Source organism: Enterobacter sp. PL_is511 (assembly GCF_055816065.1).
Genome location: NZ_JBVPGP010000024.1, coordinates 277,574 through 299,691 on the forward strand (window position 1 = coordinate 277,574; position 22,118 = coordinate 299,691).

The following is a 22,118-nucleotide window of genomic DNA, read 5'->3' on the forward strand; positions in this document are numbered from 1 at the left end:
TCTGGTAGCTGTTAAGGGTGAGCGGTTATGAGAAAATAACCCACGCAAACGGTTTCGTTGGTTTTAACCGTTTTCGACACATTATCTATCGCTGTGATGGCGTTGTTGTTTAGCATTTTATTCTTTACGTCTCCTCCCCTGGGGAGACGTCTTTTTCCCACGCACTCTTCACAATGTCTGCAACCCCAAACGCCACTGAAAAATCGCCTTTGATAAGGGATTGGATGTACATCTATGATAGTTTGGCCATCAGAAGAAAGGGTTTGAGCTCTGGATGGAAGTCAGTTGCAGCCATGTTCCGTATTAGCTGCAGAGGAACCTGCTCTGAGTTTGTTTAACCTTTCCACGGCAATAACGTCTCTTTCGCACGGAACGGGAGGCGCGTAAAAATAACCCTGTATCTCTGCACACCTTCCTCAAGGATACGATCAAATTGCTCCTGAGTTTCAACACCTTCAGCGACAGCGGCACAGTCCGGCCGAACGACGGCATCTTTAACAAAACTGCCGTCAATTTTGATTTTGTCAAACGTGAACATGCGCGGATCATGGCTATGCGTTATGGTATACCGCCCGATCACCATATTTCACAGGCGTTTCCCCAGATAAAAAATTATCTGTAAAAGCATCGAAAACGCCTCTTATCGAAGGGTATTTTTACGTCAGTTTTTATGGCCGGTAACTGACCAGAATGCGGCCTGAACGTTTTCTGGTGAAGTCTTTCCGTTTGCAAGCAGAAGCTGAGTAAGGATCCGTGCTTTTGCCGGATTCAGCCCCGACGAAACAACAAAGCCGGCTTTGTTATCATCGACCTCGACGTTACGTTTTACTGCTCCTGTATAGGAGCGCGATGCGCGGACCACGACAAGTCCATGCTCCCGGGCCGCTTTGAGCGCAGCTAACGCTGAGGCGGATGTATTTCCGTCTCCCACGCCGGCGAGAATAATTCCTTTTGCACCATCACGCACCGCATTGTTGATTTGGACATCGTCCATATTACTGTGGGCATAAATGATCTCAACCCGCGGAAGTTTATGGGATGCAGGTAATTGTAGAGACAGACGAGATTCTGCCGGCACCGGGGTAATATAATGAACTTCTGCCGCATCGACATAACCCAGTGGGCCGGCGTAAGGTGACTGAAAAGTAGCCACTCCGGTTGTATCCGATTTCGTGGACCAAATCGGTGACTGGATAGTGTCATTCATCACAATCATTACTCCCCGTCCCTTCGATTGTTTGTCCACAGCAGTATTCACAGATTCAAGCAAATTAGCAGGGCCATCTGCACCAGTTGCTGTCGCCGGTCGCATGGCTCCAGTAATAATAACAGGCTGGGGGTGATGTATTACCAGACTGAGGAAAAAAGCTGTCTCTTCAAGAGTATCTGTGCCATGGGTAATAATAATAGCGTCAGCGGCACCTGTACTGAACAGATCGTCGATCTTCTGGGCAAGATCAAACCAGATTTTATCATTCATGTCCTGAGAACCAATGGATGCGACCTGGACACTACTAAGCTGGGCTTTTTTATCCAATCCTGGAACGGCTGCAAGCAATACTCTTGGGCTGATGGCGCCGGATGTGTATCCGATAGAGCTGGAGTCTTCACCAGTGCTCTGTCCAGCAATGGTACCGCCGGTAGCAAGGATCATCAATTTAGGCAGAGCTTCAGTCGCTTTTTGGCTATATGTCGTTAATGACGGCGAGGCCGTTGCAGCCTGAGAACCATGAGTAAATAGCGAGGCATATACTAGTGTTAGCGCAAACGCGACAGGATGATTTATAGGCTTGAACATGACTTATTCCTTAGATAAAAGGCAGATGCCTTAACTTTTGTCGCCGATACTTTGGCTGGAGCATCATGGGGCATGACAATCGTAGCCGACATACCGGGTAATTTTGCAGACAGAGTGGTAGCCTGAACATAATTTCCGGATGAAAAGGCCAGAGTACCGACTGAGAGCAGGCGTTATAATTACTCATCTATCAATTTTTCAGCAGATGCAACTACATCACCATAAGCAAGTAGTGTTATATAAAGAACACCTCATTTATACACACCTTGTCCTTTCACTTCCAGTTCTCACTCTGGAAGACAAGCTTATATTGCGACACATCTCAAAGAAAAAATCCCTGGAACATAAATGGGGTTATTTAATCTATGTAATTTATTCCATACAAAATTTGATACAGAATCCACTAATGAGTCAAAAGTTGTCCTGGTGATGGTTTTAACAGAATTGATGTTATCAAAATATAAAAAACAGAACTAATGCATGCACAATGTTAACAATATGAAAACATTTTCAAGTCAACGTGTTAACAAAAAGACGGGTGTTAAAGTTTAATATGTCAACTATGATTTTTAATTGGCTTTTTAATAAGCCACTGTTTTCTTTGCTTACATTTCAAAAAGACTACGGCCTCGTTGCGGGAGGAATAGATGGTGCTTGTCTGCTGCGTGCCAGGAGCGGTCATTGATTTAATCAGATAAACAATGCTTAAAGGCCGATCTTACGTTTTCGTATAGCGCAGGTGTGAGCATGACATTTTCCCAAATATTATTATGTCCAGCTTTGGGAATGGTCAGAAGTTGCTTTTGACTACAGCATGATGCAGAAGACAGCAGCTTTTCTGGTATTTCTGAGGGGATGATTGCATCATTTTCGGCAGCAATAATCAGTAAATTCCCGTTAAACTCAGCAGCAATGTTCCATGCATCTGTATGTTCCCAATTCCTGGGTTGGCGTATTATTGCAGAGAAATCAGGGCCAAACTTAACTTTATATGCAAGTGTTGAGTAGACACCTGGAACCATAAGGATGAGAGATCGGAATTGCATCGCTTTACTAAGCTGAAGTGCATTATAGGCTCCCATACTGATGCCCATACAACCTGTAAGCGTCTGCCCCAGAGAAGCGATAACCGCCTCTGCTTGCATCGTACGATTAAAAAGAGAAGATTCGTGAATGTCTCCCCCCGTTTCACCATGACCTATAAAGTCAAATACCGTCGTTCCAAAACCCAGGGTATCCAAAATATCCCGGTATTTGTAGAAAACGGTTCGATCTTTGCCGCCACCATGAAGCATCAGAACATGTCCATTGCGCCCAAATGTGCTTTCAGCATGAATTGTTTTGCCATGGAACGGGACCAGGAAGTTGTGACTCGAAATCATCTTCGTATGTGTTTTTGGCGACATGGTTTATTCGTTGTATCAAACCCAAGCGCGCCATGCAATGTCAGACTGAATCACCACTGCTTCGGTAGCCATTTTTTAGTTTGTCACACGATCTCTTGCCCAATTGATGTGCGTCGGCATCTTCCGCTCCTCGCTAAAAGCGGAATTCAGACTAGCATCTAATTTCGATGACTGAAGCGGATGTAACTTTAACGAGCAATCAGTCGATAATTATTTCAAAGAACATACCAGAGTGGCATGATCCCACCACTCGTTGGTATTAACTTTTGTTGCAAGTACGTTAAATTGTGCTTCCTGTATCTCATTTGTTAATGCAGGGAGAGGTTTCAGGGTACGCCAGGGGTGACCTTCTTTCAGTAAATGATGTCTTATAGGATCAAAAACACTAATATCATCAGAATTACGGGGGCTTCCACACATGGAGCTGATCACAAGCCGTCCGCCGGGTTTGAGCAATCTTTTCGCTTCTGCGAAAAAGCGAGTTCGGTCATCATCTATCAGGCAATGCAAACAACTACCATCAATAACCAGCTCAAACATTGAGTCCTTGCATTGATAAATATGACAAACATTTCCGACAAGAAAATGAGCGGAGAGGCCCGCTTGTTGAAAACGCCTTTCAGCCCATCTGATAGCGGTTTCAGAAAAATCCACACCCCATACTGAATATCCTCGTTCAGCAAGAAACTGCGCAGCCATCGCTCCATTACCACATCCCATTTCAAGTATTGGCGCGCCAGGTTGGGGTAAATAATTATTAAAATCAAGCCACTGAAAGATTTTTTCTTGCTGTTCTTTTGCCCTGAAATAACCTTTATCAGCCCAAGCTATAGCCCCATTCGCTATGAGTTGTCTGTATTTTTCTTCATAGGGATTCATATTTAAGACGCTTTATTGCAACAATAACACCCTTTATTTTATATGTTATTTATGGAAAAGAATGAAGTTTCTGGCGAAAAAGTGCGTGCTGTAGATACACGCAATAACGTCCGCTTTCACTCTTAAGGGACATTCGACAAACAACATTGTATTTTGCGTAAGGCCGAAATTCCTGCTTCTTACTCAACAGTTTTCCGGCCTCCCATCTCACGCCTCAGTGCGCCGCGATATACGGCTCCTTCACAAACTCCGCCATTAGCCAGACCATATCATGCAGCAGCCCGGTCAGCTCTTTCGCCACGCTCGCAGGCAGTGTTCCGCCCATCACCGCCAGCGTTAACGCCACGGCATAGTCCACCTGCAGAGTCGTCTCTTGCCAGCAGTCCGGCACGCAGGAAGCCATCTTTTCTCCCGCAATCAGCTGTTCAACCAGATACGGCGGGAGTTCAGCATCACAGCACTCCCGTAGTCGCTTCAGCGCAGCCAGCAACCGCTTACAGAGCTTGGTGTATGTCATTTCGTCGTCAGTTTCCACCAATACGCTTACATAGGCGGTGCAGGCATCGGCCAGTTCGAAGAGATCCGCAGAATCGGAAATTGAATTATTGATGAGGTGACAAACAGCGCTTTCCGCAGAGAGCGCGTAAGAAAATTCAGGGGTAGTAGCCATTTAGCATCCTCGTTGTGCAAAAAAATGTCATGTTATGCTAACGGGTTCCTACGCCCGGTTACGGATGTGCCGCAACGCAGGCACTTTACGACCGCGAAGAAGGGAAAAAAAGGGATAGCCATGAATTACATCAGGTTGCTTGCAAGTTTGCGAGGCGGCTTCCAGAAGGGCGTAGCCGCCGGGCACATTTTGTACCGCGGTTACTCTTTACGCAGACTTTTTCATTTTGATCAATCCTTCTAATAACGTCTGCGTCGCGCGGGAAGATTTGCCCGCCTGGGAGCAAACCAGCCCAAACTCCCGGCACAGCGAAGGCGTCACGGGCACGACGCACAAACCGCGTAATTCATCCGGCAGAGCGGATTCAGGTATCAGTGCGACGCCCAAGCCTTCGCGTACCAGCAGGCAGGCGCTGATCCAGTCGCGGACGGTCACCTGTACGTCAGACAGTTCCAACCCAGTCTGCTCCATCAGGCTTTTTCCATTGACGGCACAACCGCCTGTGGCGAGTACGAAGGGCTGGTCTGCCAGTTCCTCAAGGGTGATGCCGCGCGTGCGTGCATAGCGAGCCAGACGGTGGTTGGCTGGTAACACTGCGACCCATGCATCTTGCCCCAGGATCGCATCCGCGCGTCCGGGAACAGGGTTCATGACCACACCGATATCAACAGTATCTGCCGCAAGCCACTCTTCGACCTCCTGGTCCGTGCCTTCCAGTACGACCACCTCTATTTCAGGATGCAGGCGCTTCACGTCCCGCAGCAGCCCCGGCAAAAGCGTGGACGTTACTGACGGAAAACTGGCAAGTCGAATGCGCCCGCCACTCAGCCCGCGGCTCTCATCCGCCAGTGTGCGGATGGCGTCCAGCCGTGCCAGCATGCTTCTTGCCTCTTTGACAACCCGCTCGCCCAGGGCTGTAACACCGACGCGGCGTCGCTCACGCGTAAATACCGCAAATCCTAATGAAGCCTCTAACTGAGCGATCGCCTGGCTGGCACCCGACTGCGTCATGCCGACCACTTCAGCGGCACGCGAAATATTACTGGCGTCCGCTACGGCAACCACCAGGCGCCAGTGCAACAGATTCATCATGGATATCAGTAGCTCAGCTAATAGTTAATTTATGAATCATTAATTTTACAGAGATAACGGTTTTAAGCACAGTGAATGCAAACCGAATGTTTATCACTCACAGCTTTAACGGAGAGATTATGAAACTCTATTACGCCCCGGACACCTGTTCACTCTCACCCCATATCGTGCTTCGCGAACTGGCGATTGAGTTTGAGCTGGTTAAAGTGGACAACAGGAGCAAGCTTACCGCTGACGGGCGCGACTTCCTGACCATCAACCCTAAAGGCTATGTCGCCGCGCTTGAACGGGATGACGGAAATATCCTGACCGAGGGGCCAGCGATTTTGCAGTACCTCGCTGACCTCAAGCCGGAGAGGGGGCTGGCGCCGCGAGCAGACAGCTGGGATCGGGTGCGGCTTCAGGAATGGCTTAACTTTATCACCAGTGAAATACACGCGGGATCGGCTCCTCTTTTCAACCGCGTGTTGCCCGAAGAGGTCAAATCCATTTTTCGTGAGAAGCTCTTCAGGCGGTTCAGTTTTCTTGAGGAAACGCTCTGCACTCGCGCTTATTTGACGGGATCGACCTTCAGCGTGGCAGATGCCTATCTTTTTACCGTGCTGGGGTGGTGCAAGTTCTTCTCCATTGAGCTGAGCCCCTGGCCTGCGCTGCTGGAATACAGGGATAAAATTAATGCCCGTCCAGCGGTGCAGGCCGCATTACGTGCGGAAGCGGCTCAGTAAGACTGTAAAGCAGGTTTTTGCCGATCGTGTGTGAATATCTGCCATTTTATCTCCGACGTACTCAGGGTAAAAATGGCCGTGGCCAGCGTGTTCTCTTCATCCGGGTCGTGTGGCGAGAGACGATAAATCGGGAGCGCGGGATCATGCTGGTCTGAAAGAATACCCAGTGCCGCCACACCATCAAGGTGAGATTGCGTCTCCAGCCAGGCGTTTAGCCGCAGCTGGCGTGACCGGGAGCTGTCGGTGATCACCTGCTCAACCGCGTCAAGCTGAGGGTGGATAAGGTGATTAGCATGGGCGAAAACGTCCTGCAGCGGCGTGACGGAACAGCCTGTTCCCGTCGCTTCCACGCTAAACAGCCGGCTGTCTCCCATTTGTCCCACCGTATGATGAAATGCACCGGCGCGTGGCCCTGTGGTCAGTATGGTGATGGCTTCATCTAAGGTGGCGGCATTCAGCGCGGCGCGGGCTAATACCTGGCGCGGCATTCCGCGTGGACGGTGCAAAGCGCGAATGTTATTCACCGTATTCACCACGCCCTTTTCGTTTACGGCGAAGGTATGTCCGCAAATTGAGCCCGGATAAGCAAAACTGGTGAACGCCAGGCCGTCATCCGGGGTGATGCTGACGATGGCGCAGTCATTACGAAGCTGCGGGAAACCGTCTTCATTATGCGCGATAATCAGCTCCCCCTCTGCGGTTCTTCCCGCTACCGTGGTACAGCCATCAGAGGTTGAGCGCACCAGATCGCCGCGGCAGTTCCAGGCAAACACCTCATCAAACGGTGCATCCAGACCCTCGGCTAATCCCTTCAGCTCCTGCCAGATCAGGGGATAGTGTGACTGGACCCGCGAGCGCATGCTTCGGGTCTGTTCTGCGTCTTTCATGGCGGTAACGGTTTGCCACAACGCCGTTTGCGTGAGTTTTGCATGCCAGGCCTCGCGGCCAAAGGCGCCAAGTTCCTGACCTACTGCAAAAGCGGAACCACGAATGTCGATTTTTTTCATAGTATTATCATTCACTTCTGTTCAGGATACGTGTTGCAAAAATTCTTTCAGGCGTGGATTGCGACTGCTATTCAGCAGCATATCAGGTGGACCATCTTCGGCAATGGTACCGCCATCAATAAAGATGAGCCGTGATGCAACATCCCGGGCGAAGCCGATTTCATGGGTCACAATCACCATGGTCATGCCTTCTTCGGCCAGCGAGCGCATGACTTTCAGCACCTCGTGCCGTAATTCGGGGTCCAGCGCTGAGGTTGGCTCATCGAACAGCATCATTTTCGGTTTCACCGCCAGGGCTCTGGCAATGGCCACGCGTTGCTGCTGACCGCCAGAGAGCTCTGATGGGTAGTGACTGGCGCGTTCGCGTAAGCCAACGCGGTCCAGTAGCGCCAGCGCCTGCTCCCGCGCGGCGGCTTTGCTCTGTTTGCGTACGCGAACCGGACCAAACATCACATTCTCCAGCGCCGTCAGATGGGGGAACAGATGGAACTGCTGAAACACCATCCCGGCTTCGCGGCGGATATCACATTCGTTAGCGTGAGGATCGGTAATATGCATTCCCGCTACCAGCAGCTTGCCAGAGGAAATTTCCTCCAGCTTGTTAATGCAGCGCAGCAGCGTCGATTTGCCCGAACCGGAAGGGCCGATGATCACCACGACTTCGCCGGCGTCAATTTTTAAATTGATGTCGTGCAGCACCTGAGTGGCGCCGAAATTTTTCGACACTGCGCTAAATTCAACCATGCTCATAAAATATGGATCCTCTTCTCCAGTTGCTTCAGCAGGAAACTCAGGCACAGCGTCACCAGCAGATAAATCATTGCCACTGCGGTCCAGACTTCCAGCGCGCGGAAATTACCGGCAATAATTTCTTGCCCCTGACGAGTCAATTCCGCCACACCAATCACAATAAACAGCGAGGTGTCTTTAATACTGATAATCCACTGATTACCTAACGCAGGGATCATACGGCGTAATGCCAGCGGCATAATGACATGCCATAGCGTGCTGCGCTGAGATAATCCCATTGCCAGGCTGGCCTCTCTAAAACCTTTATTAATCGAGAGGATCGCCCCTCGGGTGATTTCTGCAATATAAGCACCCGAGTTAATCACAATAGTCGTAATGGCCGCGGTTACCGGATCGATATGAATCGGTAACACCATGGGGAGTGCGAAGTAAATAAACATCACTTGTACCATAATAGGCGTCCCGCGGATTAACTCGACAAAGACTAACGAGACTGTCTTTGATATTTTCCCTCCGAGCGCCCGGCAGGTTCCCGCCAGCAGGCCAATAACAAAACCACCCAATAAACCTGATAATGAAATAATCAGCGTCAGCTGTAGTCCTTGCAACAGCAGCGGCAGGGACTCCCAAATATATTTACTGTCGAAATTCATATGTTACCCGTTAAGATGCAACGAGGTCGGATCGCTCCGACCTGGCGGGATTATTTTGGCTGTTTAGCAAACCACTTCACGTAAATCTTGCTGTAAGTGCCGTCCGCACGTAACGCCTGCAGCGCGGCGTTGATCTTCGGCGTCAGGCTGCTGTTCTTCTGCATCGCAAAGCCGTAGTGCTGCGGCAGAATGCTGTCAGTCTCGCCGGTCGATTTCACTTTGCCATCACCTGCCGTTTTTACGTAATAGAGTACGTTGGGCGAATCATGCACCACGGCATCAAGGTTACCTGCCTGCAAATCAAGATAGGCGTTATCGATATTCGGGAATTCGACATAGTTCGCCTTATATTTGCTTTTCATAAAGCTGGCCGCCGCCGTTCCCTGCTTTAATCCCACTTTCTTTCCTGCTAAATCGCTGAATTTAGTAATGGTATTATCGCTGCTTTTCACCGCCATTAATAAATCAGCATCATAATAACCGTCGCTGAAATCGACGACCTGTTTACGCGCGTCGGTTATCGTAATGCCCGCCATGGCGACATCCAGATTACGTGATTGCAAACCCGGAATCAGTCCCCCGAAGTCCATCGGGCGTAATTCGTAGCTGACGTGCATTTTTTTAGCAATCGCATCCCACAAATCAATATCAAAGCCGACGTATTTATCGCCTTGTTTAAATTCAAAGGGGACAAACGCGGTATCAACGCCAACCGTTAATTTATCCTGTGCTTCTGCCACAAAACTGGCGGAGCAAGCGACCAGTGCTAACGTAACTTTTAATTTAGTGAATAATCCAGACATGATAACCCTCGGCGTCAGTAAAGTAGCGTACATGAATGTCACCCGGCGAAATATATCGGCAGGGTGGGGAAATAAAAAAGTTGATATGCAGGGCGCACTTTCATGCGCCAAAATTAAAACGATACTTATGCGGGAATAATCTCATCCCGCGTGTCGGGTACCGGCGTCTGTGCGCCGTTCATTACCATCGAGAGAAAACTGTAATAACCATTAATTCCGATTAGATCCACCACGCCTTTCTCGCCCCACAGCGCGATAGCGTGCTGCCAGGTGGCATCGCTGACCTTCTGCTGCTCCTGTAACTCCTTGCAAAAGTGATAGACCGCCCACTCATCCGGCTGCAAATCCTCTGGAAGACGCTTTTCATTAATCGCCTGCACTGCCGCGGCAGAAATACCTTTCTCGCGCGCTATCGGCGCATGAATCGCCCACTCCACAGGCTGCGACCAGTGCCGCGCGGTCATCAAAATCGCCAGTTCCGACAGGCGCTGTCCCAGCGCGCTGCGATAACGCAGGTATTCGCCCATGCGTTGCGCATGCGCCATCAGCTCGGGACTGCGCAGCAGCGGCTCGAAAGGTGGCAGCAGCGCACCGCGGGGCCCGTTGATTATCTCTTCGGCCAAAGCACGCTGCTGGTCGTCCCATTCATGCTCCGCCAGTGGGGGTAAACGATTGATCATAATTTGCCGGTCTCTTCGCGAATGACGGTGTTTAGCGTGTCCACTACAAAGTCGAGCTGGCCAGGCGTGACAATAAACGGGGGGGCGATCAGGATATGGTCGCCATATTGCCCGTCAATCGTTCCACCCATTGGATAGACCATCAGCCCACGTGACATACAGTTTGCTTTGATTGCTGCGTGCAGTTTCAGGGCAGGATCGAAGGGGGTTTTGCTGGCTTTATCGCGTACCAGCTCAACGCCCGCAAACAAGCCGCGTCCACGCGTATCACCGACATGCGGTAATTCCCCCAGCACTTCACGCAATGCGCTGTGCAGGTAAGCCCCCTGCTGCCTGACCGCCTGCAGCAAATTATCGCGTGCAATCACCTGCTGCACGGCCAGGGCTGCGGACGCGGCGGTCGCGTGACAAATGTAGGTGTGCCCGTGCTGGAACAGACCGCTACCGGCCTGCAGCGCTGAGACAATCTTCTCGCTCGCTAATACTGCGCCAATAGGCTGATAGCCGCCCCCCAGCCCCTTCGCGATGGTCACCAAATCCGGCACCACATCATCCTGTTCAAACGCATGCAATGTGCCGGTGCGTCCCATGCCGCACATGACTTCATCCGCGATATAGAGGATGCCGTATTTATCACACAGGTTGCGTACACCTTTAAGATAGCCCGGGGTAGGCGGCGTGGCGCCGGTGGTGGCTCCCACCACGGTTTCTGCACAGAAACCAATAATGGTGTCGGGACCGGCCTCAATAATGGCTTGCTCCAGCTCGTTGAGCAGACGCGTGGTGTATTGCTGCTGGGTTTCGTCAGCGCGGCGGTCGCGATACTCGTTGCAGGCCGAAACGCGGATAACGTCGATCAGCAAGGGAGCAAACTGGCGGCGGCGCCATTCGTTGCCTCCCACCGCGAGCGCCCCAAGGGTATTGCCATGATAGCTCTGCTTACGGGCGATAAATTTGGTGCGCGACGGCTGGCCGATCTCAACAAAATACTGACGCGCCAGCTTGAGCGCAGTTTCGACCGCTTCCGAACCCCCCGAAACGAAATAGGCATAGTTAAGATCGCCAGGCGCCGTGCGAGTCAGCTGTTCAGCAAGCTGTTCAACAGTGTCGCTGGTAAAAAAACCGGTATGGGCATAGGCCAGTTGATCGATCTGGCGATGCATCGCAGCCAGCACGTCAGGATGCGCGTGGCCTAAACAGGAAACGGCGGCGCCACCGCAGGCGTCCAGATACTGTTTTCCCTGTGCATCAAAAATGTACGCCCCCTGGGCGCGTACCGCCACGGCGGGCGTGTTGCGTAGACTGCGGTGAATGATATGGGTCATGCGGGTCCTGCTCCTGAATACGCTGTGCTAATAAAGCGCATCTTGCAGGATCCATTTGTATCACGTCAATTTCATTTTGATCCAAATGCATTCTGTTTTCTTATGCCGGATGCAAATGAATTATTTTTCAGGGTTTCCCGGGCACCACATAGGCACCAGAGTCGATAAGATAGCGTTCAGCATTTTCGATTTTATTGACTGCATCCCGACCATGGCGCGCGACCAGCATCGCCAGTAAACACTCGGCGAGCCCCATACCGGACACCACGGAAGGAAAAAACGACGGGCTGTCTATGGAAAACAGCAGCGTGCAATCGGCAGCCTGGGCTAATGGCGAGACGGGAGAATCCGTAATGGCGACGATTGTCGCGCCTGCCTGCTGGGCCGCGCGCAGGACATCGAGCGACTCACGCGAATAGGGGGCAAAACTGGTGAGTAACAGGCAATCTTGTGCTGTTAATTCGCGGGTGAACACCTCGATATTGCTCGCCAGACCATCAATGAGTGATGCTTGCCGATTGAACAGTCGATAGACATAAAACAGCGACCAGGCGATAGGAAAGCTGGCCCGGAAGCCGCAAATATAGACATTCTCAGCCGCGTCCAGCAGCGATACAGCCTGCTCCATGGCCTGATGGTTTTCATGCTGTGTGAAAGCCAAATTTGCCTGATGCGCCTGAAACACCTCTTCATACAGCTGCGGTTGAGTGCCTTTGGCAATCAATTTCTCGGCTTTGGATACATATGTATCATTGCGCAGCCCGAGTTCATCAATGAATGCGTTCTTGAGTTCACCCCAGCCGTTGTAACCCAATCGTTGCGCTAACCGCAGCAGCGTGGCGGGTTTTACACCGGCTTCACTGGCGAAGGCGCGCATCGATAGCACGACCAGCTGATTGGTATTCTGTAGAGAGAACTCGGCAGCACGCTGTAATTCTGCAGACAACTCACTGAATGTACTGACAATATTTTCCCTTGGATTCATAGCAAATAGTCCCGCTTTTGAAGGTTAGCGCTGCTGTTGTCAACTTACGTTCGATCTTCACAGACCGAACGGGTTCGCGTTGTCTCAGAAACGGATGATGAAAACACAGAGTGAATAAGTCAACGGGGAGCTGAACAGGGGGGTTATCAGATGCGCGAAACCAATCTGATGATCATTATGATAAAGGCCAAAGGTAAGACTGTTTTCTATGCAGCATTGTGCTGCTCCTCGCTCATTCCAGCCCTTCGATATTCGACTTAACCGCTTTCAGCGTCCTTCTTCGGATCCAGCCGCTCCCAGCCCGTATTGCCAGCCAGTAGGCTGCCATTTTTAGGTGAGTACGTTTGTCCGGACAATAGACGAAGGTCTCCGTACAGAGTTCATGTTGACCCGGGGCCAGTTCCGTTACCTGGTAGCGGAGCAACAGTTTTGCGCTGCCCGGCGCGGCTGGAGACTGAAAAGCAATGGCATCCGGTGCGTTTTCCAGACCGAAATCAGTCCTCCAGAATTGTCCTTTTAAGCCGTAGCTGAGCTCAGAGGCTGAACTTTTCAAAAGCGTAAAGCTGTGCAACCCAAAGTTGCTGATTGAGTTAGCCTGCTGATTGCGCAGAAATCTTTGCGGCAATTGCCGCAAAGACATCAGCCGACGAATCACGGCATCTTGCCGGACGTCAAAGTTGGCAATCAACGGCAGAATATTTTCAGGATGCGCAGTATGAATGACCGCTCGGTGTTTTTCATGAAACTGGAACTGGGGGAGAAAAGCAGGAACATCCCGCCACTGAGCAAGCGCTTTGCGGGTAACGAATCCGGGGTTCAGCATTGTTCTTCCTTGTCATCCTTTGAGCACAGCCAGAGTAACAGATGGTTTGCGGCAGACAATTACCAGGAAAACGTAGTACCGAAGCGTGCATCAACAAGACCTTTACCGTTCTAAGATCCCGTTATTTGACGACAGAGGCTGGCATTGCCGGGTGGCGGCTGCGCCTTACCCGGCCTACAAGAGAAAAAAAAGCGACACGAACCGTAGGCCCGTGCAAGCGAAGCGCCGCCGGGCACAGCCGCACTGCCGTCACCCCTCGCTCAGCATCGTCAAAAACCGCTTCACCGTCCGCGAGCGTTCAAAGCGCCGCCAGCAGAGCGCGATATCGGTATAAAGCTCCGGTGAGCTCAGCGTGTGATAGGTGACATTCGGCGGCGAAATGGCTGCCATGGATTTGGGGACCAGCGCGAACCCGCCGCCTGCGGAAACCATGCTCAGGGAGGACGAAAGCTGCGACGACTGCAACGCGTGATGCACGTCAATCCCGGCCCGCTCGCAGCAGCCGTGAACCCGATCATACAGGCCCGGCGCGACCTCCTGCGGGAACAACACCACCGGCGTCTCCCGAAGCTGCTCTAACGCCAGCGAATCGCACGCCGCCAGCGGATGATCGCGATGCAGCGCCACCACCATCGGCTCCCGGTCGAGGATTTTTAACTCGAACGCCTTGCTGCTCTCGCACGGCAGGCGCACGAAGGCGATATCCAGTTCACCCTCTGCCAGCATCGTCGTCAGCGACGACATATTGGCTTCCACCTGGTGAACCTGCACCGCCATGTTCTGCACCTGAAACTGGCGAATCAGGGTAAAAATTTTGGGATGAAAAGCGTCGGAGCTGGTAATGCCAATCGACAGGTTGCCGTTCAGCCCGCGCGCGATGCCGCGGGCTTTCTCCAGCGCGGCATCGCTCAGCGCCAGGATCTTGCAGGCATCCTCGTAGAAGGCTTCTCCCGCTTCGGTCAGCTCCACGCCTCGCGTCAGGCGTCTGAACAGCGGCGTACCCACTTCCTCTTCGAGCCGTTTGATTTGCTGACTCAGAGGAGGCTGTGAAATACCCAGCGCTTCGGCCGCCCTGGTGAAGTGTCGCTCGCGTGCCACCGCGACAAAATACCGCAGATAACGAAGTTCCATATCTAAAACGTCTCAAACCAGCATGGTTTCTATATTGGAACTCTCTGCTGAATCGGGTCAACATTTATTTAACCTTTCTAAATAAAGTTGAAGAGGACGAGCATGATGATGCATTCATCTGCCTGCGACTGTGAGGCCAGTTTGTGTGAGACCCTGCGCGGGTTCTCCGCCCAGCATCCTGACAGCGTGATCTATCAGACATCGCTAATGAGCGCCCTGTTAAGCGGCGTGTATGAAGGAGAGACCACCATCGCCGATCTGCTGGCACACGGTGATTTTGGTCTGGGTACCTTCAACGAGCTGGACGGCGAAATGATTGCCTTCAGCAGCCAGGTGTACCAGCTGCGCGCCGACGGCAGCGCCCGGGCCGCGAAGCCGGAGCAGAAAACGCCGTTCGCGGTTATGACCTGGTTCCAGCCGCAGTACCGCAAAACTTTCGATACGCCGGTGAGCCGTCAGCAGATCCACGACGTCATCGACCAGCAGATCCCCTCCGATAACCTGTTCTGCGCGCTGCGCATCGACGGCAACTTCCGTCACGCCCACACCCGCACCGTACCGCGCCAGAAGCCGCCGTACCGCGCGATGACCGACGTGCTGGACGACCAGCCGGTGTTCCGCTTTAACCAGCGCGAGGGTGTGCTGGTCGGTTTCCGCACGCCGCAGCATATGCAGGGCATCAACGTGGCGGGCTATCACGAGCATTTCATCACCGACGACCGTCAGGGCGGGGGCCATCTGCTCGACTACCAGCTGGAGAGCGGCGTCCTCACCTTCGGTGAAATTCACAAGCTGATGATCGATCTGCCCGCCGACAGCGCCTTTTTACAGGCCAACCTTCACCCCAGCAATCTGGATGCGGCGATCCGTGCCGTCGAAAACTAACAGGAGAACTACCGTGAACAGTGAGAAACAGTCACGTCAGTGGGCGCACGGCGCCGATTTGGTTGTTGGCCAGCTGGAAGCGCAGGGCGTGAAGCAGGTGTTCGGGATCCCGGGGGCGAAAATCGACAAGGTCTTTGACTCCCTGCTGGATTCTTCCATCGAGATTATTCCGGTGCGTCACGAAGCCAACGCGGCGTTTATGGCGGCGGCGGTAGGGCGTCTGACCGGCAAGGCCGGGGTGGCGCTGGTCACCTCCGGGCCGGGCTGTTCCAACCTGATTACCGGCATTGCCACCGCCAACAGCGAAGGCGACCCGGTGGTGGCGCTGGGCGGGGCGGTGAAGCGGGCAGATAAAGCCAAGCTGGTGCACCAGAGCATGGACACCGTCGCCATGTTCAGCCCGGTCACCAAATACGCCGTGGAGGTGAGCGCACCGGACGCGATTGCTGAGGTGGTTTCCAACGCGTTTCGCGCCGCCGAGCACGGCAGGCCGGGAGGCGCATTCGTCAGCCTGCCGCAGGATATTGTCGACCAGCCCGCCACGGGGGCAATTTTGCCCGCCAGCGGCCCCGCGCTGATGGGGCCGGCACCGGAATCCGCCATCAACGACGTGGCGAAGCTTATCGAGAAGGCCAAAAACCCGGTCATTCTGCTGGGGCTGATGGCGAGCCAGCCAGCCAACAGTGCCGCGCTGCGCAAGCTGCTGGAGAAAAGCCGCATTCCGGTTACCAGCACCTATCAGGCCGCCGGGGCGGTGAACCAGGAGCATTTCACCCGCTTCGCCGGACGCGTCGGTCTCTTCAATAACCAGGCGGGCGACCGGCTGCTCCATCTGGCGGATCTGATTATCTGCATCGGCTATAGCCCGGTGGAATACGAGCCGTCCATGTGGAACAGCGGCGACGCCACGCTGGTGCACATCGATGTGCTGCCTGCCTATGAAGAACGAAACTACGTGCCGGATCTGGAGCTGGTGGGGGACATCGCCGAAACGCTGAATCAGCTCGCTAACCGTATCGACCATAAGCTTGAGCTAAGCCAGCGGGCCTCCGAAATTCTGGTCGATCGCCAGCATCAACGCGATCTGCTCGATCGTCGCGGCGCCTCGCTCAACCAGTTTGCCCTGCATCCGCTGCGCATCGTGCGCGCCATGCAGGACATCGTCAATAACGACGTGACGCTCACCGTCGACATGGGCAGTTTCCACATCTGGATCGCCCGCTACCTCTACAGCTTCCGGGCGCGTCAGGTGATGATCTCCAACGGTCAGCAGACCATGGGCGTCGCGCTGCCGTGGGCCATTGGCGCGTGGCTGGTCAACCCGAGCCGCAAGGTGGTTTCGGTCTCCGGTGACGGCGGCTTCCTGCAGTCGAGCATGGAGCTGGAAACCGCGGTGCGCCTCAACGCTAACGTGTTGCACATCATCTGGGTGGATAACGGCTACAACATGGTTGCCATTCAGGAAGAGAAAAAATACCAGCGTCTTTCCGGCGTCGAGTTCGGCCCGGTCGATTTCAAAGTCTATGCCGACGCCTTTGGCGCGAAAGGCTTTGCCGTGGAGAGCGCCGACGCGCTCGAACCCACGCTGCGTGCGGCGATGGATGTGGATGGCCCGGCCGTGGTGGCCATTCCCGTCGACTACAGCGATAACCCGCTGCTGATGGGCCAGCTCCATCTCAGCCAGATTTTGTGAATCAACATAAGGACAGAGAAATGCAAAAAGTTGCTCTCGTAACAGGCTCAGGCCAGGGGATTGGTAAAGCGATCGCGCTTCGCCTGGTGAAGGATGGCTTTGCCGTCGCCATCGCCGACTATAACGTTGAGACGGCAAGAGCCGTCGCCGATGAAATCATCCGTAACGGCGGGAACGCCGTCGCCGTGAAGGTGGATGTCTCTGACCGCGAACAGGTATTTGCGGCGGTGGAGAAAGCCCGCACCGCGCTGGGCGGATTCAACGTGATCGTCAATAACGCCGGGATTGCGCCGTCTACCCCAATTGAATCCATCACACCGGATATTGTCGACAAGGTCTACAACATCAACGTGAAAGGGGTGATCTGGGGGATCCAGGCCGCGATTGACGCGTTCCGCAAAGAGGGGCACGGCGGCAAGATCATCAACGCCTGCTCCCAGGCGGGCCACACCGGCAACCCGGAGCTGGCCGTCTACAGTTCCAGCAAGTTCGCGGTGCGCGGCTTAACCCAGACCGCCGCACGGGATCTCGCGCCGCTGGGGATAACCGTTAACGCCTACTGTCCGGGCATCGTTAAAACGCCGATGTGGGCAGAGATTGACCGTCAGGTCTCCGAGGCGGCGGGTAAACCGCTCGGCTACGGGACCGAAACCTTTGCCAAACGCATTACGCTTGGCCGCCTGTCCGAACCGGAAGATGTCGCCGCCTGCGTCTCATACCTGGCTGGGCCGGATTCCGACTACATGACCGGCCAGTCGCTCTTAATTGATGGTGGGATGGTGTTCAACTAAATTCTAATAAGCTCTGACATGAGTTTTCCCCTGCACCCGTGCAGGGGCTTTTTTTTGTCTCCTCCGCCATTGTGCATTACACTGCGCGCTGCAAAACTTTAGTCATTACGATCTGACAGGCGGTAACAGCGATGAACGGTACAATCACAACGTGGTTTAAAGATAAAGGCTTTGGATTTATCAAAGATGAAAACGGCGATAACCGCTATTTTCATGTGATTAAGGTCGCGAACCCCGATCTGATTAAGAAAGATGCCGCGGTGACCTTCGAACCGACCACCAACAACAAAGGCCTTTCCGCCTACGCGGTGAAGGTGATCCCGGAAAGCAAACATCTCTTTATTGCGGGCGAGCGCGTGAAGCTCACCTCCATCAAATCCTTCGTGGTGTTTAACGAAGAAGAGCCGGTTGATACCAAAATCGACAAAGAGAATGCGGTGCTGTCTGTGGGGCTGCTGATGAACAGCATCAAGCCGAAATCTGATAAAAAGCCGGGCGAAATGCGCACGGTGAAGAAGCTGGCAATCACCACCTTCCAGAACACGACGCTGATCTTCACCGAAGATGAGATCGACATTGATGCCACGGTGAAGCTGCTGAAGTGATTTTTTTTGCCGGGTGGCGGCGATGCCTTACCCGGCCTGGAAAACTTAACCCATCCTGTGCTCGCCCCGTAACATCGCCTCACGGTCAAACACCTTCTGGATCTCCCCGTGCGACATAAACGCCGCCCGGTCGGACATATGGGCAATCACGTCCGCATCGTGACTCACCAGCAGATAGGTCATCTCGTGCTCGGCCTTCAGGCGGTTGAGCAGGTTCAGGATCTCCGCCTGCACGGACATATCCAGCGCCGAGGTCGGCTCGTCCAGCAGCAGAAGCTGCGGGCGCAGCAGCAGCGCGCGGGCAATGGCAACGCGCTGGCGCTGGCCGCCGGAAAGCTGGTGCGGATAACGTTTACCCGCGTCGGCAGAAAGCCCCACCTCGTGCAGTGCATTGGCCACCTTTTCCGCGATTTGCGTCTCGCCATGGATGCTTAACGGCTCCGACAGCGTGCGCGCAATGGTGTGGTTCGGGTGCAGCGACGCCCACGGATCCTGAAACACCATCTGTACGTTGCGGCGAAGCTCGCCTTCAAAACGTCGCCCAGGCGTTAACGTTTCCCCCAGCAGCGCAATATTGCCGCGCCACTCACGCTGCAGCCCTGCCAGCACGCGCAGAATCGTCGATTTCCCGCAACCGGATTCACCTATCAGGCTGAAGGTTTCACCTTTCTCGATGACAAAGCTGGCGGCGAACACCGCCGTTTTCTCCCCGAAGCTCACCTGGAGATCCTTTACTTCAACGAGCGTCATTGTCGGCCTCCTTCCACGGCTGCGAACGGTCGAGCGTTGGCAGCATCTGTCCATAAGTATGGGCGTCTGGACGACAGGTCCACAGGGTGCGCGTGTACGTATGCGTTGCCTGCGGAAGCTGGCTTGCCGCCATCTCATCCACCTTTTCGCCCTGATACATCACCAGCACGCGGTCGCAGTGCTCCGCCACCAGCGGCAGATCGTGGCTGATTAACAGCATCGCCATCCGGCGTTCTTCGCACTGCTGCACCAGCAGTTCGAGGATCTGGCTACGCAGGCGGGCGTCCAGCGCGGAGGTAGGTTCGTCGGCAATCAGCACCTGCGGGTTGTTGACGAGCGCAATCGCAATCATCACCCGCTGGCCCATGCCCCCGGAAAGCTCACCGGGGTAGCGCTGGAGGACATGTTCGTTGAGTCCGACGGCGCGGATGATGTCGTGAATGCGTGCCTGGCGTTCTGAACGCGGCAGCCGCTGATGCAGCGTGAGCGCCTCATCAAGCTGGGCGGCGACGGTTTTCACGGGGTTGAGGGCGTAGCGCGGGTCCTGCATGACCATCGCAATCCCGTTGCCGCGCAGCGCCTGCCAGCGGCGGGAGCTCAGGGTCAGCAGGTCGTTGCCGAGCACGTTAAGCCGGTTAGCGCTTACGATGCCGGGCTTACGCACCAGCCCCATCAGGGCGCGGGCGGACATCGACTTGCCGGAGCCGGATTCCCCCACCAGCGCCAGCCGCTCGTTGCCAAGCGTGAAGCTCAGGTTGTTGACCACGCGCGCGGCGGGGTAGTCGATATTCAGCGCATCGACGATGACGCGGTGTTCAGTCATGCTGTGGCTCCAGTACGTCGCGCAGGCCGTCGCCTAACAGGTTAAAGGCCAGGCTGGCAAACAGAATCGCCCCGCCCGGAATGGCGGCAATCCACCACTGGTCGAAAATGACCTGCATGCCGTCGGCAATCATCGCCCCCCATTCGGCCATGGGCGGCCGTGCGCCAAGGCCGAGGAAGCCGAGACCAGCGGCGGCCAGAATAATCCCCGCCAGATCCAGCGCCAGGCGCACAATCGCGGACGGCAGACACAGGGGCAGAATATGGCCGACCAGCAGGCGCAGGCCGCGGATCCCCATCATCTCGGCGGCGGCCAGATAATCGCTGTGGCGCAGACGCTGAATTTCACTCCGCGCCTGACGCGCATAGGCAGGCCAGGTGGTTAAGGCCAGCGCCAGCGCGCCGTTGACCAGCCCCGGGCCGAGCATCGCCACAAACGCGAAGGCGAGGATCAGGCGCGGCATCGACATCACCACGTCGGTAAAGCGCATCAGGATGCGCTCCATCCAGCCGCCGTAGTAGCCGGACAAAATCCCCACCAGCAGCCCGGCAGGCAGGGTGATAACGGTAACCAGCGCCACCAGCCCGAGCGCCGGACGGGTGCCGTAAATCAGGCGCGAGAGCAGGTCGCGCCCGTAGCTGTCGGTACCCAGCCAGTGCTGGCCGTTCGGTGCCTGTAAGCGCGCGGCGGCGTCCTGCCAGTTCGGGTCAAGCGGCGCGAGCCAGGGGGCGAACAGGGCGATAAACACCAGCAGCGCGATGGCCACCAGCCCGCAAAACGCGGCAGGGGAGCGGCGCAGGCGGCGTAAGAAAAGATAAAACGGCATCAGCGCACCCTGGGATCGGTCGCCCGCACAAGCAGGTCGGTAAGGTTATTGATCAGCACAAAGCAGACGCCAATCAGCAGCGTGCCGCCCATGATGGCGGTGGTGTCTCCGGCGAACAGGGCGGTGGTGAGGTAGCGCCCGATCCCCGGCCAGGAGAAGACGGTTTCGGTCAGTACCGCGCCTTCCAGCATGCTGGTGTAGGCGAGGGCGATCACCGTCAGCAGGGTGCCACGAATGTTTGGCAGCACGTGGCGCAGCAGGATGGTCATCTCCCCGGCTCCCTTGGCGCGGGCGAGCAGGATGTACTCCTTGTTCATTTCGCCGAGGCAGGCGGAGCGCGTCAGGCGGGTAATGCTTGCCAGCGAGTAATAGGTCAGCAGCAGCACCGGCAGCACCAGGTGGCTGAGGGCGTTGCGAAACGCCTCGCGGTCGCCGGAAAGCCAGGTATCCACCAGCGCAAAGCCGGTGCGCGGCTCGACGGTGAACTGCCAGATATCGTCCAGCCTGCCGGGACCCGCGCTCCACTGCAGCTTCGCGTAGAACAGGGCCAGCATCAGCAGGCCGAGCCAGAAGATCGGTACCGAGTTGCCGAGCAGGGTGAGGGTTCTGATGGCGAGATCGAGCGGCGAACCTGCGTAGCGGGCGCACAGCACCCCGGCAATCACGCCGAGCACGGCACCGATGATTAAGGCCAGCGTCGCCAGCTCCAGCGTGGCGGGGAAGGCGTGCAGCAGGTCCTGCAACACCGGCTGCCCGGTGGCGCTGGCGGTGCCTAAATCACCATGGGCAAGGTTTTGGAGGTAGTGCCAGAACTGCACGGGCAGGGGGAGATCCAGCCCCAGCTGGTGGCGAACCTGATCGTAGGTTGACTGGCTGGCGTGATCGCCGACGATCTGCAGCACGCGATCGACCGGTGAAAACGCCGACAGCGCAAACGTGACGAGCAGCAGTCCGAAGAGCGTGAGCAGCAGGGTCAGCAGGCCCTGGAGCACGCGGGTGGAAAGATGTGGCATGGGAA

24 protein-coding genes and 1 pseudogene are annotated in these 22,118 nt (G+C 54.8%); 5 read left to right on the plus strand and 20 right to left on the minus strand.

The window, feature by feature from the left end; translation table 11 throughout:
- Window positions 1-334: 334 nt before the first annotated feature.
- The 7 genes and pseudogenes from AC0TN7_RS16730 to AC0TN7_RS16760 all read right to left on the minus strand — a co-directional run bounded on the left by AC0TN7_RS16730 (window position 335) and on the right by AC0TN7_RS16760 (window position 5,845).
- Window positions 335-538, minus strand: coding sequence for a hypothetical protein (locus AC0TN7_RS16730; RefSeq protein ID WP_061715812.1), 204 nt, complete (start codon window positions 536-538; stop codon window positions 335-337).
- Between the two features lie 123 nt (window positions 539-661).
- Window positions 662-1,798: an asparaginase gene (locus AC0TN7_RS16735; RefSeq protein ID WP_024906937.1), complete on the minus strand. Its 1,137-nt coding sequence runs from the start codon at window positions 1,796-1,798 to the stop codon at window positions 662-664.
- A 35-nt stretch (window positions 1,799-1,833) separates the two neighbouring features.
- Window positions 1,834-1,950: pseudogene (locus AC0TN7_RS16740) on the minus strand (serine dehydratase); the annotation flags it as partial.
- Between the two features lie 534 nt (window positions 1,951-2,484).
- Entirely contained in the window at window positions 2,485-3,204 is a 720-nt protein-coding gene (locus AC0TN7_RS16745; RefSeq protein WP_473702285.1) for an alpha/beta fold hydrolase, read from the minus strand.
- Window positions 3,205-3,414: 210 nt separating this feature from the next.
- Entirely contained in the window at window positions 3,415-4,083 is a 669-nt protein-coding gene (locus AC0TN7_RS16750; protein WP_071994451.1) for a class I SAM-dependent methyltransferase, read from the minus strand.
- A 214-nt stretch (window positions 4,084-4,297) separates the two neighbouring features.
- The gene (locus AC0TN7_RS16755; protein WP_267217111.1) at window positions 4,298-4,753 is read right to left on the minus strand and encodes a hypothetical protein; all 456 of its coding nucleotides are present in this window, start codon (window positions 4,751-4,753) and stop codon (window positions 4,298-4,300) included.
- 207 nt (window positions 4,754-4,960) lie between these two features.
- Complete coding sequence (locus AC0TN7_RS16760) at window positions 4,961-5,845, minus strand: LysR family transcriptional regulator (protein WP_473702286.1); 885 nt, start codon at window positions 5,843-5,845, stop codon at window positions 4,961-4,963.
- A 119-nt stretch (window positions 5,846-5,964) separates the two neighbouring features.
- Here AC0TN7_RS16760 and gstA point away from each other — a divergent pair, with 119 nt between their 5' ends.
- Window positions 5,965-6,570, plus strand: coding sequence for a glutathione transferase GstA (gene gstA / locus AC0TN7_RS16765; RefSeq protein ID WP_267217109.1), 606 nt, complete (start codon window positions 5,965-5,967; stop codon window positions 6,568-6,570).
- Here the strand turns inward: gstA and AC0TN7_RS16770 are convergent.
- The 9 genes from AC0TN7_RS16770 to AC0TN7_RS16810 form a co-directional block, all read right to left on the minus strand.
- Window positions 6,564-7,577: a C45 family autoproteolytic acyltransferase/hydolase gene (locus AC0TN7_RS16770; protein ID WP_267217108.1), complete on the minus strand. Its 1,014-nt coding sequence runs from the start codon at window positions 7,575-7,577 to the stop codon at window positions 6,564-6,566. The genes gstA and AC0TN7_RS16770 overlap by 7 nt on opposite strands.
- Window positions 7,578-7,598: 21 nt before the next feature.
- On the minus strand, window positions 7,599-8,321 hold the full coding sequence (glnQ, locus tag AC0TN7_RS16775) for a glutamine ABC transporter ATP-binding protein GlnQ (RefSeq protein ID WP_267217187.1): 723 nt from the start codon (window positions 8,319-8,321) through the stop codon (window positions 7,599-7,601).
- 2 nt (window positions 8,322-8,323) lie between these two features.
- On the minus strand, window positions 8,324-8,980 hold the full coding sequence (glnP, locus tag AC0TN7_RS16780) for a glutamine ABC transporter permease GlnP (RefSeq protein ID WP_024906945.1): 657 nt from the start codon (window positions 8,978-8,980) through the stop codon (window positions 8,324-8,326).
- A 50-nt stretch (window positions 8,981-9,030) separates the two neighbouring features.
- Window positions 9,031-9,783, minus strand: coding sequence for a glutamine ABC transporter substrate-binding protein GlnH (glnH, locus tag AC0TN7_RS16785; RefSeq protein WP_032649674.1), 753 nt, complete (start codon window positions 9,781-9,783; stop codon window positions 9,031-9,033).
- A 125-nt stretch (window positions 9,784-9,908) separates the two neighbouring features.
- Complete coding sequence (locus AC0TN7_RS16790; RefSeq protein ID WP_175557789.1) at window positions 9,909-10,463, minus strand: carboxymuconolactone decarboxylase family protein; 555 nt, start codon at window positions 10,461-10,463, stop codon at window positions 9,909-9,911.
- Window positions 10,460-11,788: an aspartate aminotransferase family protein gene (locus tag AC0TN7_RS16795; RefSeq protein ID WP_473702287.1), complete on the minus strand. Its 1,329-nt coding sequence runs from the start codon at window positions 11,786-11,788 to the stop codon at window positions 10,460-10,462. The genes AC0TN7_RS16790 and AC0TN7_RS16795 overlap by 4 nt, the downstream gene beginning before the upstream one ends.
- Window positions 11,789-11,915: 127 nt before the next feature.
- A complete protein-coding gene (locus tag AC0TN7_RS16800) occupies window positions 11,916-12,773 on the minus strand; it encodes a MurR/RpiR family transcriptional regulator (RefSeq protein WP_032649670.1) in 858 nt (285 codons plus the stop codon).
- 232 nt (window positions 12,774-13,005) lie between these two features.
- Window positions 13,006-13,596, minus strand: coding sequence for a hypothetical protein (locus tag AC0TN7_RS16805; protein ID WP_473702288.1), 591 nt, complete (start codon window positions 13,594-13,596; stop codon window positions 13,006-13,008).
- A 249-nt stretch (window positions 13,597-13,845) separates the two neighbouring features.
- Complete coding sequence (locus AC0TN7_RS16810; protein WP_061715805.1) at window positions 13,846-14,727, minus strand: LysR family transcriptional regulator; 882 nt, start codon at window positions 14,725-14,727, stop codon at window positions 13,846-13,848.
- A gap of 105 nt (window positions 14,728-14,832) precedes the next feature.
- On the opposite strand from AC0TN7_RS16810, the gene budA reads away from it, so the two are divergent.
- From budA to AC0TN7_RS16830, 4 genes are all read left to right on the plus strand, one after another.
- A complete protein-coding gene (gene budA / locus AC0TN7_RS16815; RefSeq protein WP_155725213.1) occupies window positions 14,833-15,612 on the plus strand; it encodes an acetolactate decarboxylase in 780 nt (259 codons plus the stop codon).
- Complete coding sequence (alsS, locus tag AC0TN7_RS16820) at window positions 15,584-17,305, plus strand: acetolactate synthase AlsS (RefSeq protein ID WP_198925452.1); 1,722 nt, start codon at window positions 15,584-15,586, stop codon at window positions 17,303-17,305. The genes budA and alsS overlap by 29 nt, the downstream gene beginning before the upstream one ends.
- 20 nt (window positions 17,306-17,325) lie before the next feature.
- Window positions 17,326-18,096, plus strand: a complete 771-nt coding sequence (locus tag AC0TN7_RS16825) for a (S)-acetoin forming diacetyl reductase (RefSeq protein ID WP_024906954.1) — start codon at window positions 17,326-17,328, stop codon at window positions 18,094-18,096.
- Window positions 18,097-18,227: 131 nt separating this feature from the next.
- On the plus strand, window positions 18,228-18,701 hold the full coding sequence (locus tag AC0TN7_RS16830) for a cold-shock protein (RefSeq protein ID WP_024906955.1): 474 nt from the start codon (window positions 18,228-18,230) through the stop codon (window positions 18,699-18,701).
- Window positions 18,702-18,746: 45 nt separating this feature from the next.
- Here the strand turns inward: AC0TN7_RS16830 and AC0TN7_RS16835 are convergent, their stop codons facing one another.
- The 4 genes from AC0TN7_RS16835 to AC0TN7_RS16850 are packed head-to-tail and all read right to left on the minus strand — an operon-like array spanning window position 18,747 to window position 22,113.
- Entirely contained in the window at window positions 18,747-19,451 is a 705-nt protein-coding gene (locus AC0TN7_RS16835; protein WP_473702289.1) for an ABC transporter ATP-binding protein, read from the minus strand.
- Entirely contained in the window at window positions 19,438-20,274 is an 837-nt protein-coding gene (locus tag AC0TN7_RS16840; RefSeq protein WP_473702290.1) for an ABC transporter ATP-binding protein, read from the minus strand. The genes AC0TN7_RS16835 and AC0TN7_RS16840 overlap by 14 nt, the downstream gene beginning before the upstream one ends.
- Window positions 20,267-21,100 carry an ABC transporter permease gene (locus AC0TN7_RS16845; RefSeq protein ID WP_126544101.1) on the minus strand — a complete coding sequence of 278 codons (834 nt, stop codon included), beginning with the start codon at window positions 21,098-21,100 and terminating at the stop codon, window positions 20,267-20,269. The genes AC0TN7_RS16840 and AC0TN7_RS16845 overlap by 8 nt, the downstream gene beginning before the upstream one ends.
- Window positions 21,100-22,113, minus strand: coding sequence for an ABC transporter permease (locus AC0TN7_RS16850; protein WP_473702291.1), 1,014 nt, complete (start codon window positions 22,111-22,113; stop codon window positions 21,100-21,102). The genes AC0TN7_RS16845 and AC0TN7_RS16850 overlap by 1 nt, the downstream gene beginning before the upstream one ends.
- Window positions 22,114-22,118 lie beyond the last annotated feature (5 nt).